This is a genomic window from Rhodococcus sp. p52 (assembly GCF_000763325.2).
GTDB lineage: Bacteria > Actinomycetota > Actinomycetes > Mycobacteriales > Mycobacteriaceae > Rhodococcus > Rhodococcus pyridinivorans.
Genome location: NZ_CP016819.1, coordinates 412369 through 434921, shown reverse-complemented (window position 1 = coordinate 434921; position 22553 = coordinate 412369). Strand labels below are relative to the sequence as shown.

Genomic DNA, 22553 nt, shown 5'->3' with positions numbered 1-22553 from the left:
GTGGTGCGCATGATCGAAGTGACCGGCTTGACCAAGACCTTCGGGTCCACGACCGCGGTCGACGACCTGACGTTCACGGTCCGTCCCGGCATCGTCACCGGCTTCCTCGGCCCCAACGGCGCGGGGAAGTCCACCACGATGCGCATGATCCTGGGGCTGGACCGGCCGACCTCGGGAACCGCACTGATCGAAGGGAAGCCGTACAGCGAGCTGACACGGCCGCTCACCACCGTCGGGGCGTTGCTCGACGCGAAGTGGGTGCATCCCAACCGGTCGGCGCGGTCGCATCTCGCCTGGCTGGCCGCGTCGAACGGTCTGCCCGCCTCGCGTGTCGACGAGGTTCTGCGCCAAGTGGGACTGACGGAGGTCGCGGGCAAGCGCGCCGGCGGCTTCTCGCTCGGCATGTCGCAGCGACTCGGTCTCGCCGCCGCACTGCTCGGCAACCCGCGCGTGCTGCTGTTCGACGAACCGGTCAACGGCCTCGACCCCGAGGGCATCGTGTGGATCCGGAGGTTCATGCAGGCGCTCGCCGCGGAAGGCCGCACGGTGCTCGTGTCCAGCCACCTGCTCTCGGAGATGGCGCAGACCGCCGAACATCTCATCGTCATCGGCCGTGGACGGCTCATCGCCGACACCTCGGTGAAGGCGTTCGTCGACCGCGCGTCCGACTCGTTCGTCGTCGTGCGCAGCCCGCAACTCGACGAGCTGCGCACCGCGCTCACCGAACGCGGGCACACCGTGCGGGAGGACGACGGTGCCCTGCACGTCTCGGGCGCTCCGGCGGCGGAGATCGGCGAACTCGCTGCGACCCGGTCGATCGTGCTGCACGAACTCGCGGGACGCAACGCGTCGCTCGAGGAAGCGTTCATGAAACTCACCGGTGGCGAGGTCGAATACCACGGATCCGGAGTCGACGACGTCATGAAGGGTGGACTGTGATGAGTACGGCGCTCGACACACTGCGGGCCGAACGGATCAAGCTCACGTCGGTGCAGTCACCGCTGTGGTGCACCCTCGTCATCGTCGCCCTCGGCCTGGGTCTGGCCGCGATCCTCGGGTCGGTCTCCCGCGCGTCGGCCGGGATGGACGACGAACTGGGACGGTTCTATCCGACCGTGGACGTCGCGGTCAGCGGCGTCACCGGCTTCGGTGTGCTGGTGCTCATGATCCTCGCGGCACTGTCGGTCACCAGCGAATACCGTTTCGGGGTCATCCGCACGACCTTCCAGGCCACCCCGAACCGCACCCTGCTCCTGACGATGAAGGCCCTGCTCATCGGTGTGCTGGGCGCGGTGCTGACACTCGCGGTCTCGTTCGGTGCCTTCTACCTCGCGAAGGCACTGGCCGGGCCCGACGCAGGTCGCGAACTCGTCCTCAGCGGCGGCACGGCGTGGCGCGCGGTCTACGGCACCGCGATCTACGCGTTCCTGTGCGTCTTCCTCGCGGTCGGTGTGGGCACGCTGTTGCGGCAGTCGGCCGGCACGATCGCGCTGCTGATGCTGTGGCCGCTGCTGCTCGAGTCGTTGTTCGCGCTGTTCGGTTCGGTGGGCCGCGAGATCCAGCCGTTCCTGCCGTTCGCGAACGCGAACAACTTCCTGGGTATCGGGCAGGGAATCGAATTCCACTGGGGTCCATGGGGATCGCTCCTGTACTTCGCGGCCTTCTCGTTCCTGGTGTTCGCGGCCTCACTCGTGGTGGTCAACCGCCGCGACGCCTGAGGTACTACCTCGACACGCCGCAGGTTCTGCCTCCGCACACTGCGCCGCACGGTTTCCCCGTGCGGCGCAGTGCTTTTGTGTACGCTCGGTCGATGGCGCGGGCGCAGACGAGATACGGCATGCGGGGAGCGGCCCTGATCGCCGCCGGTGTACTGCTGACGGCGGGATGCTCGGAGGCGGAGGCGCCGCCCGTCGACCCGACGGCGCTCGCCGACGCCGTGCAACTCGATGCCGTCATGACGCACCTGACGGAACTCGAACGGATCGCCGGCGAGAACGACGGAAACCGTTCGCTCGGGACCCCCGGCTACGACGCGAGCGTCGACTACGTCGCCGGAGCCCTGCGCGACGCCGGATTCGACGTGCAGACACCGGAGTTCGACACGACCCTGTTCGCCGTCGAGAACGAGCAGCTCACCGTCGACGGGGAGCCGATGGGCGTGAGCGCACTCGGCATGTCGCCGTCGACGGGACCGGAGGGGCTCACCGCGCGCGTCGTGCGCATCGCCCCCGACGACACCCCCGGCTGCGAGGCCACCGACTACGACGGCATCGACGCGACCGGCGCGGTGGTGATCGTCGATCGCGGCGTGTGCACCTTCGCCGTCAAGGAGCAGGTCGCCGCCGAACGGGGAGCGGCCGCGCTGCTCGTCGCCAACAACGAGGACGGCCCGCTCGCCGCCGCCGGTCTCGGGGCGGAATCGAACCCCCGCATCCCGGTCGGAGGCGTGGCCGGGGCCGACGCCGAGCGCCTGTTCGCCGCGACCACCGTGACCGTGACACTCCAGACCCGCACCGAGGACCGGAAGTCGCGCAACGTGATCGCGCAGACGCGCACCGGCTCGACCGACGACGTGGTCGTCGTCGGCGCGCACCTCGACAGCGTCCCCGAAGGACCGGGGATCAACGACAACGGAACCGGCGTCGCCGCCGTCCTCGAGACCGCGCTGCAACTCGGCAGCGAGCCGGGCGTGACCAACGCCGTGCGGTTCGCGTTCTGGGGCGCCGAGGAGGTCGGACTGGTCGGCTCCACGAGGTACGTCGAGTCGCTGTCCGACGAGGAACGACTCGACATCGCCCTGTACCTGAACTTCGACATGCTCGGCTCGCCCAACGCCGGATATCTGGTGTTCGACGGCGACGACTCCGACGCCGTCGGTGAAGGACCCGGACCGGAGGGCTCGGCGGGGATCGAACGGACCTTCGCGCAGTTCTTCGACGAACGCGGAATCGAGGTCGGCGGAACGGATTTCGACGGTCGTTCCGATTACGGTCCGTTCGTCGCCTTCGGCATCCCCGCGGGCGGGGTGTTCACCGGCGCCGACGACGTCAAGACCCCCGAACAGGCCGGCCTGTGGGGTGGCACCGCCGACCAGCCCTTCGACCCGAACTACCACACCCCCGAGGACACCCTGGCCGGCATCGACCGCGACGCGTTCGCCGCGGCGGCCGCCGCCGTCGCCTACGGCACGGCTGTCTACGCGAATTCGATCGACGGACCCGACGGGGTGCCCGCAGGTGACCAGCGGGCCGAGGTGCGCGCCGAGTTCACCGAGTGAAGACGGGCGCGATCAGCGCTCGTGCAGTCGCCACAACGGGTTGACCGGGCCGTGGCCGTGACCGAGGTCGTAGGACCACTCGAGGCACTTCGTGATCCATTCCTTCGCGAACTCGACTGCCTCGGGCACTGACCGGCCATGCGCGAGGGCGGACGCGATCGCGGCTGCGAGCGTGTCGCCGCCGCCGTGGTCGTTACCGGTCTCGATGCGCGGCGTGCTGAACTCGAGGAAACGGTCGCCGTCGAACAGCAGGTCGGTGCTCTTCTCCGAGCTGCGCAGATGACCGCCCTTGACGATCACCCACTGGGCGCCGAGCGCATGGAGCGCTTCGGCGGCGCGCCGGGCCGACGCGTCGTCGACGACCTCGATGCTCGTGATCAGCCGTACCTCGTCGAGATTCGGGGTGACGACGGTGGCGAGGGGGATGAGCACCCCGCGGATCGCGTCGAGCGCGTCGGAGTGCAGCAGCGGGTCGCCGTGCATCGATGCGCAGACCGGGTCGACGACGAGCGGTACCTCCATGTCGCGGCCGATGCCCACCTCGGAGCACACCTGTGCGACGGCCTCGATGATCTGCGTGGAGGCGAGCATGCCCGTCTTCGCTGCGGACACCCCGATGTCCTCGACCACGCACCGCACCTGGTCGGCCACGGTCTCGGCGGGGATCTCGTGGAACCCGCGGACGCCGACGGAGTTCTGGACGGTGACGGCGGCCACCGCGACGCATGCGTGCACACCGCACATCGCCATCGTGCGGGAATCGGCCTGGATGCCGGCTCCGCCTCCGGAGTCGGTGCCGGCGATGGTGAGGGCTCGAACCGGGGTCTCGCCTCGAGGCGACAGGGGCAGAAGGTCCACGCGGACACCCTACCGAGGGTGTGTTCGAACACGGCCGGGAGGCGCTGAGGCGGGGGCACTTTGCGAAACACGACAGCGTTGCTGCCGGTGGTCGCCTCGTTGCTCTATAGTGGCATAGGTCACAGTTCGATCACGCAACACCCCTATTGGAGGCGCTCATGAACACGAGTTCGCCGGACCTCGCCGTGTCGGACAACGCCGACCAGAACCGGTTCGAACTGCGCCTCAACGGCGATCTCGTCGGCATCCTGGCGTACTACGACTTCGAACGCGTTCCGGCGCCGAATCCGCCGGTCGTCGACTTCATGCACACCGTGATCGTCGAGGATTTCGGTCATCGGGGTCTCGCGGCCGTCCTCGTCGGTGGTTCGCTCGATCTCGCTCGCAGCCGAGGCTGGCGGGTGCGGCCGGTGTGCACCTATGTGCAGCGATTCGTGTCGTCGCACGAGAACTACCGCGACGTCGTCGTGGCTCTCGAGCTGCCGCGCACGGACCCCCACCGCAAAGAGACCCGGCGCAAGCAGCCGCAGCGCAAGGTGCCTGCCCGCAAGGCCTGATGCCTGTGCGGGCGGTCCACCCGACGCGGGACCTGCTCAGAGGTCGAGGTCGACGACGACCGGTGCGTGGTCGCTCGCGCCCTTGCCCTTGCGTTCGTTGCGGTCGATCTCGGCGTCCGTCACCCGTGCCGCGAAGGCCGGTGATCCGAGGACGAAGTCGATCCGCATGCCCTGCTTCTTGGGGAAGCGCAGCTGGGTGTAGTCCCAGTAGGTGTAGACCCCGGGGCCGGGCGCGTACGGACGGACGACGTCGGTGTAGCCGACGTCGGCGAACGCGTGGAAGGCGTCGCGCTCGGGCTGCGAAGTGTGCGTCTTGCCCTCGAAGAAGGCCGGATCCCACACGTCGTCGTCGGTGGGGGCGACGTTCCAGTCGCCGACCAGCGCGATGGGCTGCCCGGGCGCTGCGGTGGCCCAGGCGTGCGCGTCGGCGCGCAGCTTGGCGAGCCAGTCGAGCTTGTAGGTGTAATGCGGGTCGTTGAGGTCGCGGCCGTTGGGGACGTACAGGCTCCACACGCGCACACCCGCGCACGTCGCCCCGATCGCCCGCGCCTCGAGCGCCGGATCGACCTCCGGGTCCTTGGAGAAACCGGGCTGGTCCTCGAAGCCGATCTGCACGTCGTCGAGGCCCACGCGCGACGCGATGGCCACACCGTTCCACTGGCTCAGTCCGACGTGCGCGACGCGGTAGCCGAGTTCCTCGAAGCGTTCGTACGGGAACTGCTCGTCCTTGCACTTGGTTTCCTGCATCGCGAGCACATCCGTGTCGGTTCGCTGCAACCAGTCGAGGATGCGGTCGGTACGGGCACGGACGGAGTTCACATTCCAGGTAGCAAGGCGCACACGCCCACTGTAGGCGACCTATCCGACGGGTTCGGAGGCGTATCGGTAGCGGTGGTGGTCGACGAAGCCGAGTTCGCGATACAGGGCGCGCGCCGCGGTGTTCGACTCCTCGACCTGCAGATATGCGTGGGTCGTGCCGTGCTCGCGTGCCCAGCGCAGCAGGGCACCGCACACGAGTGTGCCGAGTCCGCGACGCCGGTGTTCGGGAGCGACCTCGACGGTCGACAGACCCACCCAGCGGCGTCCGTCCGGCGCATCGGTGATCGCCGCGCGGCAGATCGCCAGGGGCGGCTGCCCGGGTGCACCGATGCGGCCGAACCCGAGGATCCCCGCGGCCACCGAGCCGAGCACGTCCTGCGCGAGCAGCGGGTCGGCGTCGGCGCGGTGGAGCGACATCCAGTCGGCGTCCGGCCGCTCGGTGATCGTGATCGGGGTGGGCTCCGGCGGCAAGGGGATGTTCGCGAGGTCGGCGCCCATCACGAGCACCGGCTCCGAGGTCGGCCACCCCTCGGGGATGCGGGCGAGTCGATCGGGCACCAGCAGCCGCAGCGGCAATCCGCGTGCCGCGAACCATTCACGGAGCCGGGCGCGCACCGCCGGATCGGCGGGGGCCGCCACGGAGCCGCGTTCACCCAGCGGCGTTGCCGAATTGGCGCGCCGGGTGAAACCGTGTCCGGCGCGCACGAGCCAGCCGTCCACCCAGGCCGATTCGAGACCGGGCCACCCCGCGGCGGCGGCGTGCTCGAGCGCGCGGATCTCCGAGACGCGGATCGGCCGCGCCGCGATCGGCTTGAGCGCGACGACCGAGGGGGGGGACACCTGGACGACACGACCGTCGGCGGTGCGCACCGCGACCACCGGTTCGACGGAGACGAGTTCACCGATGACATCGGTCATCGGGTGGCTGTAGCCGGCGGGCAGGCGGTACCGCAGCACCACCCGGGTACCGAGGGGTACGGACGGGGCCGGACGGTCGGTCGTCATCGACGGTTCGCCGGTCGCCTCGTCAGTCGTCCTCCTCGTGGCCGAACGGGTCCTCCACCGAACCCGGGAGCCAGGTCAGGCCCGGGACGCCCCATCCGGCGCGCTTGATGGTCTTCTTCGCGGCGCGGGCGTTGCGCCCGATCAGAACGTCGACGTACAGGAAGCCGTCGAGGTGCCCGACCTCGTGCTGCAGCATGCGAGCGAAGAATCCGTGGCCCTCGATCTCGACGGGCTCACCGTTCTCGTCGGTACCGGTGACCTTCGCCCAGTCGGCGCGACCGGTGGGGAAGTTCTCGCCCGGCACGGACAGGCAGCCCTCGAGATCGTCCTCGGGGTCGGGCATCGTCTCGGGGATCTCCGAGGTCTCGAGGATCGGGTTGACGACGACGCCACGCCGGCGCGCGACCTTGCCGGACTCGTCGCGGTCGGGGCAGTCGTAGACGAACAGTCGCTTGTCCACACCGACCTGGTTGGCGGCGAGGCCGACGCCGTTGGCCGCGTCCATCGTCTCGAACATGTCGGCGATCAGCTGAGCGAGTTCGGCGGGTGACTCGGTCACCGGCCGGGTCGGGTTGTGCAGGACGGGGTCGCCGACGATGACGATGGGAAGAATGGCCATGGTGACACAGGATAATGGGATCGACTCGCGGCGTTCTCGAACCGGTATGTGTCCCCACCCCGTGATTGAATGACTTCCGCCGAGACGCAAGGACTCTTCGTCACGGTGTGATCCAGTCAGTCGAGGAGGGAAATGGACGGCGCAGCAGCGCACGGCAACGACCGGTCCGATCTCGTGTCCCAGCAGGGCGACGGCGCATCCGCGCAGGAACCCACCGGCGACGAGGCGAACGGCCTGAGCCGTCGCGATCTCGACATCCTGGCGTTCGAACGGCAGTGGTGGAAGTACGCCGGTGCCAAGGAGGACGCCATCAAGGAACTCTTCGGTCTCTCCGCCACTCGCTACTACCAGGTGCTCAATGCTCTGGTGGATCGTCCCGAGGCGCTCGCCGCCGATCCGATGCTGGTCAAGCGGCTGCGGCGGTTGCGTGCGAGCCGTCAGAAGGCCCGCGCGGCCCGCCGGCTCGGTTTCGACACCCGTTAGACGGGCGGCCGTCGGGCCGGATAATGCGATATCGACACGCGCGGCCGGTCGGCAGCGCTGCGTGTGCTCGGGCAACTATGGTCGAGGTCGTGAGCAGAACCCCCGAGATCCCCAGCCGCGCGCCCGCACCCTCGGGACCGCCTCTGCGTGCGTTCGCGATGGTCCTGATCTCCTTGGGCATCCTGTTCGCCGGTCTCGGTTTCGCCTCGCTCGGTGATTCCGACGACGAACCCGCTCCCGCGGCGGCACCCACGACGACGACCGCTGCTGCGCCGGCCGCACCGTCCACGCGCTCGGCCGCGGTGCCCACCGCGCCCGCGCCCGCTGCCGCGAACGGGGGCACGTCCGCCGCCGGGGACGGTGCGACCACCACCACGGCCGTGTCTTCGGCTCCTTCCATGCCCGTGGGGAGCGGAACCGCGTTCGCGTCCGACACCTCGGCCTCCGCGACGGCACCGGTGCGCGTGTTCAACAACTCGGAGGTCGCGGGCCTCGCCGCGCAGACCGCGGCCTACCTCGAGGACGAGGGGTACACCATCAGTGAAACGGGCAACTACAGCGAGGGCTTGCTCCAGCAGACCTCGGTGTTCTACGGGTCGTCTCCCGGAGAGCAGCAGACCGCGACAGCCGTCGCCGAGTCGCTCGGTGTCACCGCGCAACCGCGCTTCGAGGGCATCCGCGACGCCGCCCCCGGAGTGATCGTCATCGTCACTTCGCGTTAGCGCCGGAACCGTGTCGGTCCGCCACCGGGTGGTCGCCGGAGACGCCCGGTTATGATCGGGTGACTTTTCGGCACTTCGAAGGAGCGGTTTGATGGTCTCCAGTTCCACCCGTCGCATGTCCTGGCGTGCTCTGGCCCCGATCGTCGCGATCGCCGCGGTGGGCCTGACTGCGTGCTCGAACAGCGAGGAGGCGAGCACCGAGCCGGGGACGACTCCGCCGGTGTGGACGGGATCCGCCGCGCCCGCTTCCGAGGCCCACGGCGACGACCACGGCACCGAGGGTGGGAGCGAGTCGCACGCCGGTGGCTCCGCCTCCGCTGCTGCGCTCACCGCGGAGCTCACCACGGTCGACGGCGAGTCGGCCGGCACCGTGTCGTTCGCCGAGAACGGCGGCGACGTCGAGGTGACCATCGAGGTCGAGGGTCTCGAGCCCGGCTACCACGGTGTCCACATCCACGAGTTCGGCCGTTGCGAGCCCCAGTCCACCGCGCCGAACGGCGGCGAGCCCGGCGCCTTCCTGTCGGCCGGTGCCCACCTGCAGGCCGGTGGCAACACCTCCGTCCCGGAGAGCGGCGACCTGGTCTCGCTCGTCGTCCACGAGGACGGCACCGCCACCGCCACCGTCACCACCTCGGCCTTCGGCCTCGAGGACCTCGAAGGTGAGGACGGCGCCTCTGTGGTCGTGCACCAGGACAACCTCGGCGCACGCCTCGCCTGCGGCGTCATCGGGTGAGCAGGGTTCGAATCCCCTGAAGCTCGGTACCCGGGTAATTCCTGACACGGGGCCCCGCGACGGACATCCGTCGGCGGGGCCCTGTGGTTGGATCGAGACGTGGCAGTCGCGTTTCCGGGATCACCTCGTCCCACGATCGGCGTGGAATGGGAGATCGCTCTGGTGGACAAGACCACCCGCGATCTCTCGAACAGCGCGGCGGTCGTCTTCGACAGGGTGGAGGAGATCGCCGGGGAGACCCCGCGGCTGACCAAAGAGTTCCTGCGCAACACCGTCGAACTCGTCACCGGTGTACACGACACCGTCGCCGAGGCCGTCGACGATCTGTCCGAGTCGCTGTCGTTGCTTCGCCGCGCCGCCGATCCGCTCGGAGTGGACCTGATGTGTGCCGGCACCCATCCGTTCGCGCAGTGGACCGACCAGACCGTCACACCCTCCCCGGACTACGAGGAGATGATCAACCGCACCCGCTGGTGGGGACGGCAGATGCTCATCTGGGGAGTGCACGTCCACGTGGGAGTCTCCTCCGCGGAGAAGATCATCCCGATCCTCAACGCCATGCTCGTGAAATATCCCCACATGCTCGCGTTGTCGGCCTCGTCGCCGATCTGGGCGGGCTACGACACCGGCTACGCGAGCAACCGCGCGCTGATGTTCCAGCAGCTGCCGACCGCCGGCCTGCCCTACCACTTCGCCGACTGGCCGCAGTACGCGAAATTCATCGCCGACCAGCTCGAGTCCGGCGTCATCAGCCACCCCGGAGGCATGCACTGGGACATCAGGCCCGCGCCGAAATGGGGCACCCTCGAAGTCCGGGTCTTCGACGGCATCACCAACCGCGCCGAACTGGCCGCCCTCGTCGCGTTCGTGCATTCACTCGTCGTCTACTTCGACGAACTTCTCGAGCGCGGTGAGGAACTTCCTGTGCTGCAACCGTGGCACGTCAAGGAGAACAAGTGGCGTGCGGCGCGGTACGGACTCGATGCCGAGGTCATCCTCGACCCGGTGTGTACCGAACGGCTCGTCACCGACGACCTGAACGATCTGCTCGAGCAGATCATGCCCACCGCGGTACGGCTCCGATGCGCCGACGAACTCGCGCGAGTTGCGGACATCCCGGTGCGGGGAGCGTCCTATCAGCGTCAGCGCCGGCTCGCGGAACGGACGGACGGCGATCTCGTCGCGGTGGTGGACTCGCTCGTGCAGGAACTGAAGGAGTGATCGTCCGAGGACGTCCCGGCCGTCAGCTCCTCGTCACCTGTCACGCACCGCCGGGAGCGTCCTCGTCGAGCAGGCCGTCGCGACCGAGCTGCTCCCGGTAGGCGACGCGACCGACGCGGTGCGCGATCACCGGTGCCGTGAGGACCATGAACATGCCCGCCAGCGCCATCATCCAGATGTCGACGGAACTGCGCAGGATGATCATCGCGCCACCCAGCACGAACAACAGACCCACCACCTGCGGCTTGGTGGCCGGATGCATGCGCGACAGGGTGTCGCGGAAACGCACCACGCCGATCGCAGCGGTCAACGAGATGACCGCCCCGATGAGGATCAGGAGGTGGGCGAAGGTGTCGATGATCGTCGTCATCCTTCGTCACGCACCCGGAATCGAGCCACGGACACCGACCCGATGAAGCCGACCAGGGCGAGGGCCACGGTGGCGGGCAGCACCGACGTGTCGCGTGTGTACACCGCCCAGATCGCGATGCCGCAGATGCCGAGCGCGAGCAGGGCGTCGACGCCGACGAGCCGGTCGAGGGAGTTGGGGCCCGCGATCACGCGGTAGGTGATCAGGATTGCGGAGACGAACAGCAGTGCCCCCGCGATCGCCAGTGTCACGGTCACGTCAGTTCCTCCGTTCCGCTGCGCCAGGGGCTGGCCTGCCATTCCGACTCGCGTTCGAACGTCCGGATGAGAAGACGTTCGATGAGGCGGGCGGAACGGTAGAAGTCGGCCACGGCCTTGTCGGTACCCACGTCGAGGACGTGCACGTACATGATCCGCCGCACCTGGTCGATCTCGAGCACCATGGTGCCCGGGATGTTGTTCATGATGTCCGTCCACAGTGTCAGCACCAGGTCGGACTTGATGGTGAGCCGGCAGCGCAGCACGCCGGTGACCGGCGGCGGGGACGGCCGGATCGGGAGCCATGCCACGTTGATCGTCGAGCGGATGGTCTCGCCGAAGATCACCACGCCGAGCCGCATCGCGGACCAGACGTGCACGCGACCCTCGACGGGTACACGCGGCAGCGGCAGCACGAACATGACGACGAGCGAGACGACCACACCGCCGAGGATGTTGGCGATGCTGAAGGTGCCCCACAGCAGGACCCAGACCAGCGTCGTCCATCCCACGACGAACATGCGCAGGACGTTGGCGCGTTTCATCATTCCTGCTCACCCCCCAGCACGGCCTCGATGTACACCGTGCGGTCGCGCAGGTTCTCCGCGGCACGGTTGCTGATGTCGAGCAGGGGACCGGCGAAGACCGTCAACGACACACCGATCGCGACGAGCCAGACCGTGGGGACGAGCATCGCGGCCGGCATCCGGCCGACGTCCGGGCGTTCCTCGAAGGAGATGTCGGTGGCGGATTCGTCGATCAGCGCCGAGGGGCCGATGTCCGCGAGATCGCCCTCGGGCGCGTCGGCGCGTGCCCGCCAGAACGCCTTCGTCCAGATACGCGCGACGACGTACAGCGTCAGGAGGCTGGTCACGACACCACCGCCGACGAGGACCCAGGCCAGGACCGAACCGTCCTCCGCGCCGGCCTGCAGCAGGGCGACCTTGCCGATGAACCCGGAGAACGGCGGGATACCGCCCAGGTTGAGCGCCGGGATGAGGAACAGGACCGCCAGCAGCGGAGACATGAGCGCGAGGCTGCCGAGGCGTCGCAGCGACGCCGACCCGGCCTGGCGTTCGATGAGACCCACCACGAGGAACAGGGTGGTCTGCACGAGGATGTGGTGGCCGACGTAGTAGACGGCGCCCGCGAGACCGGTCTGCGTCGACAGAGCGACACCGAAAATCATGTAGCCGATATGGCTGACGAGCGTGAACGACAGCAGACGCTTGATGTCGTTCTGCGCGATCGCGCCGAGGATGCCGACGATCATCGTGAGCAGACCCGCGACGAGCAGGACGTCGTCGAGTTCGCCGCCCGGGAACAGCAGGGTGTGCGCCCGGATGATCGCGTACACACCGACCTTGGTCAGCAGGCCGGCGAAGACGGCCGTGACCGGTGCGGGCGCGGTGGGGTAGGAGTCGGGCAGCCACGACGACAGCGGGAAGACCGCGGCCTTGATACCGAAAGCCACGAGCAATACACCGAAGATCGCGGCCCGGGTGCCGGGTGAGATCTCGTCCATCCGCAGTGCCATCTGGGCGAGGTTCAAAGTGCCCGTGGCTGCGTAGGCGAAGGCGATGCCCACGAGGAAGACCAGCGAGGACACCATCGAGACCATGACGTACGAGACGCCCGCGCGGACGCGGTCGGCGCTCGCACCCAGGGTCAGCAGGACGAACGAGGCGGCGAGGAGCACCTCGAAGCCGACGAAGAGGTTGAACAGGTCGCCCGCGAGGAAGGCGATGTTGACACCCGCGGTGAGCGCGAGATAGGTCGGCAGGAAGATCGAGACGGGCTGCTGATCGTTGCCGTCGTGGATACCCTGGCCGACTGCGTACAGCATCACCGACAGCAGCACGATCGCCGAGACGACCAGCATCAACGCCGACAATCGGTCGACGACCAGCGAGATGCCGATCGGCGCCTCCCACCCACCGATCTGCAGTACCGCGATGCCGTCGGCGTCGGCGTAGTACAGCAGCGCCACGCACACGACGAGCGAGGCGACCAGCGCGAAGACGGTGATCCACCGTTGGACGCGCGGACGGCGGCCGACGATCAGGGTTGCGGCTGCGGCGAGCAAGGGGATGAGGACGGGGAGGGGAACGAGGTTCGCGACGCTCGGGTTCATCGGCGATCCTCCTTCCCGTTCTTCTCGTCGTCTCCGGTCCGCTCGTCCTCGGCAGGGTCGGGGGCCTCGGGGTCGGGATCGTCCGCGCGGACGTCCTCGACATCCTCGATAGAGCCGGCCCCGCCCGAATCTTCGGCAGAGCCGGACTCGTCCGTCCCCCCCTGGTTCTGCGTGTAGGCCGAGTCGGTGGGGTCGTCGAAGTCGCCGTCGTGCAGATCCTCGTACGCCTCGATGTCCTCGATGTTCTTGAGCTGATCGAGCGGGATCGGGTTGCCCGCGGCGTCGAAGGCGTCGCCGCTCTTGCTGGGGATACCGGTGAGCGGGTCGTCGGAGCGGTCTCGCGACGGTAGATCGGCGAGACTGCGCCGCTGCGACACGAGGGTGTCCTCGGGGTCGTTCTCGATCTCGTCCCGTGCGCGGTAGGTGTAGGAGCGGTAGGTCAGTGCCAGCACGAACGCCGCCACACCCATCGTGATGACGATCGCGGTGAGGATCATCGCCTGCGCGAGGGGATCGGCCATGTCCGGCTCGACGTCGCTCTCCACACCGACGATGGGTGCATGACCTGCGGGGCCGCCGAGGGTGAGCAGCAGCAGGTTGATTCCGTTGCCGGCCAGCAGCAGGCCCAGCAGCATCTTGATGATGCTGCGTTCGAGCAGCAGGTACACACCGGCCGCGACGAGCACACCGACGACGGCGAGGAGCGTGATGTTCGCGGTCATCGGCGCTCACCCACGGTCTCGGCGTCGAGGCGAGCACCGAGGCTGCGCAGCACGTCCAGGACCAGTCCGACGACGATGAGGTACACACCGAGGTCGAAGAACAGTGCGGTCACGAGCTTGATGTCGCCGAGCAGAGGCAGCGTGAGCTCGAGGGTCGCCGACGACAGCGCCGGGGCGCCGAGGAACATCGACACCAGTGCGGTGCCCGCGGCGAAGGTGAGTCCGATGCCGAGGATCTTGCCGGCGTCGATGGGAACCGCCTCTCCGAGCTCGTAGCGTCCGCCGGCCAGGTACCTCAACACCAGCGCGAGACCGGCGACGAGACCGCCCGCGAAACCGCCACCGGGCGCGTTGTGCCCGGAGAAGAAGAAGTACACCGACAGGATCATCATGGTGGGGAAGACCAGTCGCGTGGTGACCTCGAGGACCAGCGATCGGTAGCGCGGATCGATGAGATCGCCGCCGAGCAGCCAGGTCGTCTCGTTGCTGGCGGAGACCGCGTCGAGCTGCGCCGCGGGTGCGTCCGCCACACGCGGGGCGGTGCCGAAGCGGCGGGTGCGGAAGACCAGGCTGGCCACGCCGGTCGCGGCGACCAGCAGCACCGAGATCTCGCCCAGCGTGTCCCAGGCGCGGATGTCGACGAGCAGGACGTTGACGATGTTCTTGCCGTCACCGCCGTAGTAGGCGGCGTCGGGCAGCAGCAGCGAGATCGGATCGGTAGTGCGTGCCGCGACGGCGTAGGCGCCGATCCCGGCGACCACCGCGCCCACGGCGATGCCGAGCATCGCGCGGGCGAACTTGCTGCCCATCACCGCGGCCGGGTCGGTCTCGGCGGGCAGCTTGCGCAGGACCAGCACGAACATCACGAGGGTGACGGTCTCGACGAGGAACTGGGTGAGCGCGAGGTCGGGAGCTCCCTGGAGGGCGAACAGCACCCCGAGCCCGTAACCGGTCACGCCCACGACCAACACTGCGCCGAGACGGTTGCGCAGGGCCGTCGCGGTGATCGCGGCGGCCATCATGATCAACCCCACCCCGAGCTGCCAGATCGAGTCCCACGCGCGCGTCGACGGCATCGTGCTCAGCCCGAAGAAGAACATCAGCACCGTCGGGAGCGCCACCAGGGTGATGAGGATGGTCGCCTGGGTCAGGGGGAGCGAACCGCGCTGCAGGAAGGCGGTCAGGCGCAGGGACAGGGTGTCCATGCCCTGGAGGGTCGCGTCGTACATCCGGTCGGCATTTCCGAGCGGCGGGTGCTCGAAGCGCAGACGCGCGATGGTGCGGTGCGCGAGGAACAGGACCGTGCCGCCCACGATCACCACGCCGGTCAGACCCAGCGGCAAGGAGAATCCGTGCCACAACGCCAGGTGGTAGGGCTTGTCGAGTTCGGTGGGCAGCTCGTCGGCGTAGGGGGTGATCAGATGGTCGATCCACGAGCTCGCGAAGCCCGCGGCGAGACCGGCGAACGCGAGGACGCTCGGGGCGGTGAGCAGCAGCGGGCCGGGCGCGTGCAGGTTCTGCACCGCGGGGCTCGGACGTTTGAGCTGCTTACGACCGAAGGCGCCCCAGATGAACCGGATGCTGTAGGCGAGGGTGAGGATCGAGCCCACCACGATGCCCGCAGTCATGGCGATCCGCGCCCATTCGGGGAGCACCTCGGCCACCAGCGACGACTCGAGCGCGGCTTCCTTCGCGACGAAACCGATGAACGGCGGCAGACCGGCCATGCTCGCCGCCGCAAGTATCGCGATCACCATCAAGTAGGGGGCGGCAGAGCCGAGATGCGCGAGTTTGCGGATGTCGCGGGTGCCGGTGGAGTGGTCGATGATGCCGACCACCATGAACAGGCATGCCTTGAACAGGGCGTGGGCGATCACCATCGCCAGGCCCGCCAGGGCCGCTTCCCGGCTACCCGTACCCACCAGCGCAGTGAGAAAGCCGAGCTGGCTGACGGTGCCGAAGGCCAGGATGAGCTTGAGGTCGAAGGCGCGGAACGCTCGCCAGCCGGCGAGGATCATCGACGCGAGACCGAGACCGATGACGATCGGCCGCCACGCGGCGCTGTCAGCGAAGCCGGGTGCGAGCCGGGCCACGAGGTAGATGCCGGCTTTGACCATCGCCGCGGCGTGAAGATATCCGGACACCGGGGTGGGGGCGGCCATCGCGCCGGGCAGCCAGAAGTGCAGCGGGACCACGGCGGACTTCGACAGTGCGCCGACGAGCACGAGCACCACGGCGACGCCGGCGAGCCATCCGTGAGGTGCCGCCGCGACGACGTCGGACAGGTTGTAGCTGCCGACCATCTCGCCGAGGATGATGATGCCGACCAGCATCGCCAGACCACCGGCCGTGGTGACGAGCAGGGCCTGGGTGGCGGCACGGCGACTCGAAGCGCGTTCGGCGTAATGCCCGACGAGCAGGAACGACAGGACGGTCGTCAGTTCCCAGAAGGTGTAGAGCAGCAACATGTTGTCGCTGACCACCAGACCGAACATGGCGCCGGCGAAGGCGACCATCTCGGCGGCGAACAAGCCCAGGCGGGGCTCGTCGTCCTCGAAATAGCGCGAGCAGTAGAGCAGGATCAACGAGCCGATGCCCAAAACGAGCACGCACATGATCGCCGCGAGCGTGTCGAAGCGCAGATCGAAATTCATCGACAGCGTCGAGGCCCACGCGATCTGCAGTTTCTGATCGGTTCCCCAGTTGGTGACGACCCAGCCGAGACTCGCGAGGGGCACCACCGCGAGCGGCAGGAATGCATTTCTCCCCATGACTCGGACCAGAAGCGGCGCCAGAAGGGCAGCGACCGCATGGGCAACGAGTATGGCGATCAAAAGGCACTCCGTCGGGGTCGGGCCTGTCGGCGGGGTGAAACTGACTGCGGTCTGTGGGACTCGCTGTCGTCACAGCGGACGGCACACCGCCGAAACGGGGATCGCCCCGACATGCACGCCGCTCGCCGTCATCGGGCAAAACGGATTGTGCACATCCTAACGGTTGTCTTCGCACGCTTGCGAATCGGGGAGGTGAGAGCGCTAGCGCACCTGCCACGCACAGATCACGGCCGCGGTAAACAGTGCGAGCGCCGACCACTGCGCATCCGCCGGAAGCATCCACACCGCCCCGACGACGGCCGTCGCCGGCACCGGCAGCGCCAGGCCGAGAGCCGCGACGGACGCCGAGCCCGGCAACGATGCCCCGAGTGCGAGACCGGTGCCCAGCGCGACGAGCGCCACCCGCACCGCAAGAGGGATTCCCTCGCCGATCTCCGCCGGCCACCACACCGTCGCCGCCGAGATCGACGCGGCGAGAATCAGCCCGGGAAGCGCGTACGGCATGGAGGGGGAGAGCCGCACCCCGGCGACCACGGCGGCCACCGCGACGAGCAGCACCCACCACGGCACGGTCGCCGACTGCATACCCGACCACAACTCGACGAGGACGGGGTACGCCGCGGCCACGGCCCCGGTGACCGCGAGGACGAACCGGTCGTCTCCGGGCGGGACGAGGCGCGCGACGATCTCGGCACCGACGACCGCCACCGCGAGCGCCCCACCGGCGACCAGCCACAGGAGCACACCCGTGTCGCTCGCGCGGGAACCCACGAATTCACCCAGCAGTCGGTAGCCCACCGAGAGCACCACCGCGGCGGTCACCATGATCGCGAGCAACCGCGGATCGGCCCGCTGCACGCGCATCCCGGCAGGCACCGTCAGCGCGGCGGCGACCGTTGCCACGAGTGCGAAGGCCAGCGCCCACTGGGGAACCGTCCAGCGCATGGCCTCCACGGGGACCTCGGAACCGACGGCCGCGGCGGTGAGGAAGGCCGCCCACCCACCGGCGATCAGGGCCCACTGACCGGTCGCCGAACCCCACGAGCCCGCGGTCGCCGCCCCGAGCAGCACACCGGTGATCGCGGCGATCACCCATCCGACGACCGTCAGGCTGTCGGCCGAGATGCCGGCGGGAACGAGATAGCGGATCGACCCGAGGACCACGATCGAGGCGGCGGCCAGCATCCAGGCGGTACGTCGGGAGCCGGTCCGCTGCAGCCCGGCCGCCGAGAGAACGGCGAGCGCGGCGGTGACCACGGGTGCCCATTCGCTGCGCGCACCCTCAGGGGGGACCGATTCGCCCGCGGCCGGGACGAGGATCGCGACCCCGGCGGCGAGGAAGGCCGCGAGGACGGCTGCCGGTCCGGCGACGCGGACCGCGGTGGTCACGGCCATCTCAACGGCCCTCCGCGTAGGCCTGCAGATGAGCGACCTGCACGGGATCGAGCGAGGGGCGCACCTTCTCCCGGGCCACCGCGACGTCCTCGGCGGTGACCACGGCGGCGTCGACGTTGCGCCGCATCGCCGCGAGCGCGGCCTCGCGCAGCAGAGCCGAGCAGTCCGCGGCCGAGTAGCCGTCGAGTCCGGCGGCCAGGTCGTCGAGGTCGACGTCGTCGTCGAGCGGTACCGATCGGCCCGCGGTCTTCAGGATCGCGGCCCGGGCCTCGGCGTCCGGCGGCGGCACGAACACGAGACGTTCGAGCCGGCCGGGACGCAGCAGAGCCGGGTCGATGAGGTCGGGCCGGTTGGTCGCTCCCACCACCACGACGTCGCGCAGCGGCTCGACACCGTCGAGTTCGGTGAGCAGCGACGCGACGACCCGGTCGGACACCCCGGAATCGGAGCTCTGCCCGCGGCGCGGTGCGAGAGCATCGATCTCGTCGAGGAACACCAACGCCGGTGCCGAATTGCGGGCACGCTCGAACAACTCGCGCACCGCCTTCTCCGACGCACCGACCCACTTGTCCATCAGTTCGGCGCCCTTGACGGCGTGGACGCTCAGACGTCCCGTGCCGGCGAGAGCGCGGACGAGATAGGTCTTGCCGCAACCGGGCGGGCCGTACAGCAGCACACCGCGCGGCGGATCGACACCGAGACGCTCGAACGAATCGGGATGCTGCAGCGGCCACAGGACGGCTTCGGTCAGGGCCTGCTTCGTCTCGACCATGTCGCCGACGTCGTCGAGGCTCACGCTGCCGATCGCCAGCTCCTCGGAACCCGATCGCGACAGCGGACGGATCACCTCGAGCGCGCCGAGCAGGTCGTCCTGGACGAGCGAGGGTTCGTCGTCGTCGCGGTTCGCCCGCGACGCCGCGCGCAGTGCCGCCTCGCGACACAGCGCCGCGAGGTCGGCGACGACGAAACCGGGGGTGCGACCCGCGACGGCGGCGAGGTCGAGACCGGTGGACGGCACCGAGCGCAGCAGCACGTCGAGCAGGGCGCGGCGGGGCGCGCCGTCGGGCAGCGGCAGGGACAGTTCGCGGTCGCAGATCTCCGGGGCACGCAGCCGGGAGTCGACGTCGTCGGGATGCGCGGTGGTCGCGATCAGCACCGCGCCCTCGGTGTCGACCACCCGCCGCAGCTCGTCGAGGATCAACGTCGCGACGGGTTCGGTGTCGGCGGGGAGCACGGCATCGACGTCGGTGAGCAGCAGGACGCCCCCACCGCGCACCGCTTCGGCCGCCGCGGAGATCCGGCGCAGCCGCTCGTCGGCGGCGAGTGCACCCACACCCGGCCCGTCGACCTCGACCAGACGCCGGTCGGCGACCACCGAGCGCACGAAGGTCGCCTTACCGACCCCGGCGGGACCGGTGACGAGCACCCCGAGATGCGGCGACGCGCCGAGGGTGCGCAGCAGTTCGGGTTCGTCGAGCGAGAGGGTGAGCCACTCGGAGAGCTTCGCGACCTGGGCCTGCACACCCACGAGATCCTCGACCGGCGGTGGCGGAGGCGTGGCGGGGGCCGATTCGGGACGGTCGGTCGCGGGGGAGGAGGCGACGAACCCCGACGAGACGAATCCGGAAGCGGACGGCACGGAGGACGGCAGGGCACCCGGGCCACCGCCCCACACGACGGCGGTGTTCGGCTGCACGCTCACCGGTCCGGCCGGATCGACCGAGGAGACGGTGAGCAGTTCGGTGGTCCACGCGATCGCGAACGTCCGCGACAGTGCCCGCGTCGTCTCGGCGTTGCTCGTGCCCGGTCCGAGATCGCGGGGGAGCAGCGACACCGCGTCGCCGACGGTGAGGACCTTCCCGAGCAGCGCCTGACGCAGGGTGGTCTCCGGGATCGACTGCCGCGCGAGGGTGGACCCGGTGACCGTCACCGTGCGCGCGCCGTAGACCGTCACGGGCGCGACGACGACCGTCGCGTCCTCCTTCAGGCCTGTGTTCGACAGCACCACGTCATCGAGCAAGATCGTGCCAGTCGGGGTGCCGGCCGGGGCGAGCCCCGCCACGACCGCCGTGCGACGCGCTCCCACCAGCGCGATCGCGTCCCATTCCCGCAGGCCCAGCGCGGCCAGCGCCTCGGGGTGCAGACGCACGACACCGCGCCGCGAGTCGGCGGCGGAGGTGTTGAGCCGGACGGTGAGTGAGAGTTGTGGGGTCGTCACCCCGCCGAGCCTAGAACGTGACTAGCGTCCTCGCGGGTCGTGCATGTCATCGTCCTCGCGGACGGCGCAGCCCGAGTCGCGCCTGAGATCTCGCCGACGTGGCGACACGCCGGGCGGCGACACGACGCGGACGCTGCGCGCGGTTGCGGGCACGCAGTGCGCGTCGCTCCGAGGGCTTGATGTCCCAGGTCTCGGGCCGGGCCGCGACCCAGCGCCGCGATCGCACCGCGAAGGGGATGTGCGCGAGGTAGACCGCGACCAGCACGAGCATGAGGATGAACGGATAGGTGACCAGCGCGGCCGCCGCCATCGCGACCAGCACGAGCAGCACCACGGCGAGTCGCGCGGGCACGGACGCCGACTTCATCGCGAAGGTCGGGATGCGGCTGATCGCGAGCCCGGCCGTCCCGAGGATCCACACCGCGACCAGCCCGTAGGCGGTCCACCAGCCGTCGCCCCACTGGATGTGGGCGGCGACGGGTGCGAGCGCGATGAGGGCGGCCGCCGGTGCGGGCACGCCGACGAAGTACTCGCGTGCGTAGGCGGGGACGCTGTCGTCCTCGAGCAGGGTGTTGAAGCGCGCGAGTCGCAGCACGAGGCTCACTGCGTAGAGCAGGGCGACGATCCAGCCGAAGGGGCTGCCGTCGAGCAACGTCACGTAGAGCACGAGCGCCGGGGCGACACCGAACGCGACGGCGTCCGACAGCGAGTCGAGTTCGGCGCCGATCTTGCTGGTCGCGTCGAGCATGCGGGCGATGCGACCGTCGAGCGAGTCGAGGACGGCCGCGGCGCCGATCATGCCGAGCGCGGTGCCGAGTTGTCCGTCGAGCGCGAACTTCACCGCCGACAGTCCGGCGGAGAACGCCAGGACCGTGATGACGCTCGGCAGCAGGCGGACGACGTTGGGCCGATTGCGGGACCGCCCGGTCGCGACCGCACGCGAACCCTGCGTGTGCGGACTCACGACACCGTGGGCAGCTGAGCGAGGACGGTCTCGGCGCCGATGGTGCGCTGACCGCGTTCGACCAGCAGGGTGCTCCCGACCGGCAGGTAGGTGTCGACCCGGGATCCGAAGCGGATCAGGCCGTAGGTGTCGCCGATCGGCAGGGGGTCGCCGATCTGCGCGTCGTTGACGATGCGCCGTGCCAGCAGCCCGGCGATCTGGACGACGGCGACCTCGGCGCCGTCGCGCGTCTCGATCAGCATGCTGGTGCGCTCGTTGACCTCGCTCGCGTCGGCGAGATCGGCGGAGAGGAACTTGCCCGGGGTGTGGACCACCGAGCGGACGGTGCCGCCGACGGGGCTGCGTTGCACGTGCACGTCGAGGACGGACAGGAAGATGCTGACCCGGGGGCGCTCCTCGCTGCCGAGCCCGAGTTCGGCGGGCGGCACGGCATGGTCGACGAGAGCGATCTCACCGTCGGCGGGAGCGACGACCACTCCGGCGCGGTTCGGCGGCACGCGGTGCGGGTGCCGGAAGAAGGTGGCGCACGCCAGTGCCGATGCGAGACCGGCGCGGCGCAGCCAGGGCTTGCGGCGGCCGAGGGTCGCCACGGCCAGCGGAGCTGCGACGAAGGGGATACCGCCCGGATGCATGGGCGGTACGACATGCCTGACCAGGTCGACCATGTGGGCTACCCCGCTGGTGGGGGGTGTTCCGGCGGGCGTCGGCTTACGTGCCACGGGCTCCTCTTATCGCTGGCGATCGGTGGTCCGGGACCGCAGGGGCCCCGCCCGTCTCGCGGGCGGGTCCTGTCGGTCCACAGGCACTCCAGCGTACGTGAGCCGAGGAGGGAAGGTCAGACCCGCGCGGCCGCCTCGATCTCGTTCTTGAGACGGGCGAGAGTCGCGTTCATCCCCATCGTCAGTTCGTCGTCGAACGCCTCGGTGCCGCCGAGAACATACTTGACCAGGGTCTGCGAGACCTTGCTGGTCCCGGTGGGCGCCTCGCGCCGCTGGGTGACCCGCGTGCCGGTGGCGGTGGGTTCGAGGGTGAACGACCAGATGGAGCGGTTCTCGTTGATCCGGAAGCTCAGGCGACGGCCGGGTTCGAAGTCGATCACCTTCGACGTCGTGGGCCACACCAGCAGCCCCTTCTTGTTGATGTTGATCGTGGTGGTGCCGGCCGACACCGGCCCACCGCGCACGATCATCCGACGGCACTGCGGGCTCCACTCGCCCATCCGCTTCAGATCGGACACCACGCGCCACACCTGCTCGGGGGAGGCGGTGATCTCGATCGTGGCCTCGAGGGTCTTCGACACGTGTACTCCTGTGCTCGGGGGACCGGGTCTTCTCCGGGGGACCGGGTCCCGTGTATCTGCTACCG

General features: G+C 69.4%; 22 protein-coding genes and 1 pseudogene. 8 read left to right on the top strand and 15 right to left on the bottom strand.

All coding sequences use genetic code 11. The features are described 5' to 3' along the window. Positions 1-9 precede the first annotated feature (9 nt). The 3 genes from IM25_RS01935 (at position 10) to IM25_RS01925 (ending at position 3277) form a co-directional block, all read left to right on the top strand. Entirely contained in the window at positions 10-939 is a 930-nt protein-coding gene (locus IM25_RS01935) for an ABC transporter ATP-binding protein (protein ID WP_006553653.1), read from the top strand. Next, positions 939-1718: an ABC transporter permease gene (locus IM25_RS01930; protein ID WP_033096179.1), complete on the top strand. Its 780-nt coding sequence runs from the start codon at positions 939-941 to the stop codon at positions 1716-1718. Before IM25_RS01935 ends, IM25_RS01930 begins: the two co-directional genes overlap by 1 nt. A 92-nt stretch (positions 1719-1810) precedes the next feature. Continuing rightward, positions 1811-3277 (top strand): M20/M25/M40 family metallo-hydrolase, encoded by a 1467-nt coding sequence (locus IM25_RS01925; RefSeq protein WP_232333372.1) that lies wholly within the window; start codon positions 1811-1813, stop codon positions 3275-3277. A 12-nt stretch (positions 3278-3289) separates the two neighbouring features. Here IM25_RS01925 and thiD read toward each other — a convergent pair whose 3' ends face one another. Beyond that, the gene (thiD, locus tag IM25_RS01920; protein WP_006553650.1) at positions 3290-4135 is read right to left on the bottom strand and encodes a bifunctional hydroxymethylpyrimidine kinase/phosphomethylpyrimidine kinase; all 846 of its coding nucleotides are present in this window, start codon (positions 4133-4135) and stop codon (positions 3290-3292) included. Positions 4136-4293: 158 nt separating this feature from the next. Here thiD and IM25_RS01915 point away from each other — a divergent pair, with 158 nt between their 5' ends. Then, entirely contained in the window at positions 4294-4692 is a 399-nt protein-coding gene (locus IM25_RS01915) for a GNAT family N-acetyltransferase (protein ID WP_019291107.1), read from the top strand. Between the two features lie 36 nt (positions 4693-4728). Here IM25_RS01915 and IM25_RS01910 read toward each other — a convergent pair whose 3' ends face one another. From IM25_RS01910 to IM25_RS01900, 3 genes are read right to left on the bottom strand one after another with little or no spacing between them, the layout of a single operon-like run. Further along, on the bottom strand, positions 4729-5532 hold the full coding sequence (locus tag IM25_RS01910; RefSeq protein WP_033096178.1) for an exodeoxyribonuclease III: 804 nt from the start codon (positions 5530-5532) through the stop codon (positions 4729-4731). Positions 5533-5550: 18 nt separating this feature from the next. Then, positions 5551-6516: an N-acetylglutamate synthase, CG3035 family gene (locus IM25_RS01905; RefSeq protein ID WP_065995696.1), complete on the bottom strand. Its 966-nt coding sequence runs from the start codon at positions 6514-6516 to the stop codon at positions 5551-5553. 22 nt (positions 6517-6538) lie between these two features. Beyond that, entirely contained in the window at positions 6539-7135 is a 597-nt protein-coding gene (locus IM25_RS01900) for a peptide deformylase (protein ID WP_006553646.1), read from the bottom strand. 132 nt (positions 7136-7267) lie between these two features. On the opposite strand from IM25_RS01900, the gene IM25_RS01895 reads away from it, so the two are divergent. From IM25_RS01895 to IM25_RS01880, 4 genes are all read left to right on the top strand, one after another. Then, positions 7268-7618, top strand: coding sequence for a DUF3263 domain-containing protein (locus IM25_RS01895; protein WP_006553645.1), 351 nt, complete (start codon positions 7268-7270; stop codon positions 7616-7618). Positions 7619-7695: 77 nt separating this feature from the next. Beyond that, a complete protein-coding gene (locus IM25_RS01890) occupies positions 7696-8340 on the top strand; it encodes a LytR C-terminal domain-containing protein (protein WP_033096177.1) in 645 nt (214 codons plus the stop codon). A 91-nt stretch (positions 8341-8431) separates the two neighbouring features. After that, positions 8432-9073: a superoxide dismutase family protein gene (locus IM25_RS01885; RefSeq protein ID WP_019291110.1), complete on the top strand. Its 642-nt coding sequence runs from the start codon at positions 8432-8434 to the stop codon at positions 9071-9073. A 99-nt stretch (positions 9074-9172) separates the two neighbouring features. After that, the gene (locus IM25_RS01880) at positions 9173-10294 is read left to right on the top strand and encodes a glutamate--cysteine ligase (RefSeq protein WP_065995695.1); all 1122 of its coding nucleotides are present in this window, start codon (positions 9173-9175) and stop codon (positions 10292-10294) included. A gap of 40 nt (positions 10295-10334) precedes the next feature. Here IM25_RS01880 and mnhG read toward each other — a convergent pair whose 3' ends face one another. From mnhG to IM25_RS01825, 11 genes and pseudogenes are all read right to left on the bottom strand, one after another. Beyond that, positions 10335-10664 carry a monovalent cation/H(+) antiporter subunit G gene (gene mnhG, locus IM25_RS01875; RefSeq protein WP_006553641.1) on the bottom strand — a complete coding sequence of 110 codons (330 nt, stop codon included), beginning with the start codon at positions 10662-10664 and terminating at the stop codon, positions 10335-10337. Beyond that, a complete protein-coding gene (locus IM25_RS01870; protein WP_006553640.1) occupies positions 10661-10921 on the bottom strand; it encodes a monovalent cation/H+ antiporter complex subunit F in 261 nt (86 codons plus the stop codon). Before IM25_RS01870 ends, mnhG begins: the two co-directional genes overlap by 4 nt. Continuing rightward, positions 10918-11466 (bottom strand): Na+/H+ antiporter subunit E, encoded by a 549-nt coding sequence (locus tag IM25_RS01865; protein WP_065995694.1) that lies wholly within the window; start codon positions 11464-11466, stop codon positions 10918-10920. Before IM25_RS01865 ends, IM25_RS01870 begins: the two co-directional genes overlap by 4 nt. Then, positions 11466-13055 (bottom strand): Na+/H+ antiporter subunit D, encoded by a 1590-nt coding sequence (locus tag IM25_RS01860; protein ID WP_033096174.1) that lies wholly within the window; start codon positions 13053-13055, stop codon positions 11466-11468. Before IM25_RS01860 ends, IM25_RS01865 begins: the two co-directional genes overlap by 1 nt. Before the next feature lie 179 nt (positions 13056-13234). Continuing rightward, positions 13235-13777, bottom strand: a pseudogene (locus IM25_RS01855) (Na(+)/H(+) antiporter subunit C); the annotation flags it as partial. Next, positions 13774-16611: a Na+/H+ antiporter subunit A gene (locus IM25_RS01850; protein WP_033096172.1), complete on the bottom strand. Its 2838-nt coding sequence runs from the start codon at positions 16609-16611 to the stop codon at positions 13774-13776. The pseudogene IM25_RS01855 and the gene IM25_RS01850, both read right to left, overlap by 4 nt. A gap of 201 nt (positions 16612-16812) precedes the next feature. Then, positions 16813-18006 (bottom strand): hypothetical protein, encoded by a 1194-nt coding sequence (locus IM25_RS01845; protein WP_065995693.1) that lies wholly within the window; start codon positions 18004-18006, stop codon positions 16813-16815. Position 18007: 1 nt separating this feature from the next. Then, entirely contained in the window at positions 18008-20224 is a 2217-nt protein-coding gene (locus IM25_RS01840) for an AAA family ATPase (protein ID WP_065995692.1), read from the bottom strand. Positions 20225-20270: 46 nt separating this feature from the next. After that, positions 20271-21188 (bottom strand): CDP-alcohol phosphatidyltransferase family protein, encoded by a 918-nt coding sequence (locus IM25_RS01835; RefSeq protein ID WP_006553633.1) that lies wholly within the window; start codon positions 21186-21188, stop codon positions 20271-20273. Continuing rightward, entirely contained in the window at positions 21185-21907 is a 723-nt protein-coding gene (locus IM25_RS01830) for a phosphatidylserine decarboxylase (RefSeq protein ID WP_065995691.1), read from the bottom strand. Before IM25_RS01830 ends, IM25_RS01835 begins: the two co-directional genes overlap by 4 nt. A gap of 116 nt (positions 21908-22023) precedes the next feature. Further along, a complete protein-coding gene (locus IM25_RS01825) occupies positions 22024-22488 on the bottom strand; it encodes an SRPBCC family protein (protein WP_006553630.1) in 465 nt (154 codons plus the stop codon). Positions 22489-22553 lie beyond the last annotated feature (65 nt).

Coding starts and splice junctions, on each gene's coding strand:
- IM25_RS01860 (WP_033096174.1), bottom strand. CDS start 13,055: ATGAACCCGAGCGTCGCGAACCTCGTTCCCCTCCCCGTCCTCATCCCC.
- IM25_RS01885 (WP_019291110.1), top strand. CDS start 8,432: ATGGTCTCCAGTTCCACCCGTCGCATGTCCTGGCGTGCTCTGGCCCCG.
- IM25_RS01905 (WP_065995696.1), bottom strand. CDS start 6,516: ATGACGACCGACCGTCCGGCCCCGTCCGTACCCCTCGGTACCCGGGTG.
- IM25_RS01935 (WP_006553653.1), top strand. CDS start 10: ATGATCGAAGTGACCGGCTTGACCAAGACCTTCGGGTCCACGACCGCG.
- IM25_RS01895 (WP_006553645.1), top strand. CDS start 7,268: ATGGACGGCGCAGCAGCGCACGGCAACGACCGGTCCGATCTCGTGTCC.
- IM25_RS01930 (WP_033096179.1), top strand. CDS start 939: ATGAGTACGGCGCTCGACACACTGCGGGCCGAACGGATCAAGCTCACG.
- mnhG (WP_006553641.1), bottom strand. CDS start 10,664: ATGACGACGATCATCGACACCTTCGCCCACCTCCTGATCCTCATCGGG.
- IM25_RS01900 (WP_006553646.1), bottom strand. CDS start 7,135: ATGGCCATTCTTCCCATCGTCATCGTCGGCGACCCCGTCCTGCACAAC.
- IM25_RS01915 (WP_019291107.1), top strand. CDS start 4,294: ATGAACACGAGTTCGCCGGACCTCGCCGTGTCGGACAACGCCGACCAG.
- IM25_RS01925 (WP_232333372.1), top strand. CDS start 1,811: ATGGCGCGGGCGCAGACGAGATACGGCATGCGGGGAGCGGCCCTGATC.
- IM25_RS01890 (WP_033096177.1), top strand. CDS start 7,696: ATGGTCGAGGTCGTGAGCAGAACCCCCGAGATCCCCAGCCGCGCGCCC.
- IM25_RS01865 (WP_065995694.1), bottom strand. CDS start 11,466: ATGAAACGCGCCAACGTCCTGCGCATGTTCGTCGTGGGATGGACGACG.
- IM25_RS01845 (WP_065995693.1), bottom strand. CDS start 18,006: ATGGCCGTGACCACCGCGGTCCGCGTCGCCGGACCGGCAGCCGTCCTC.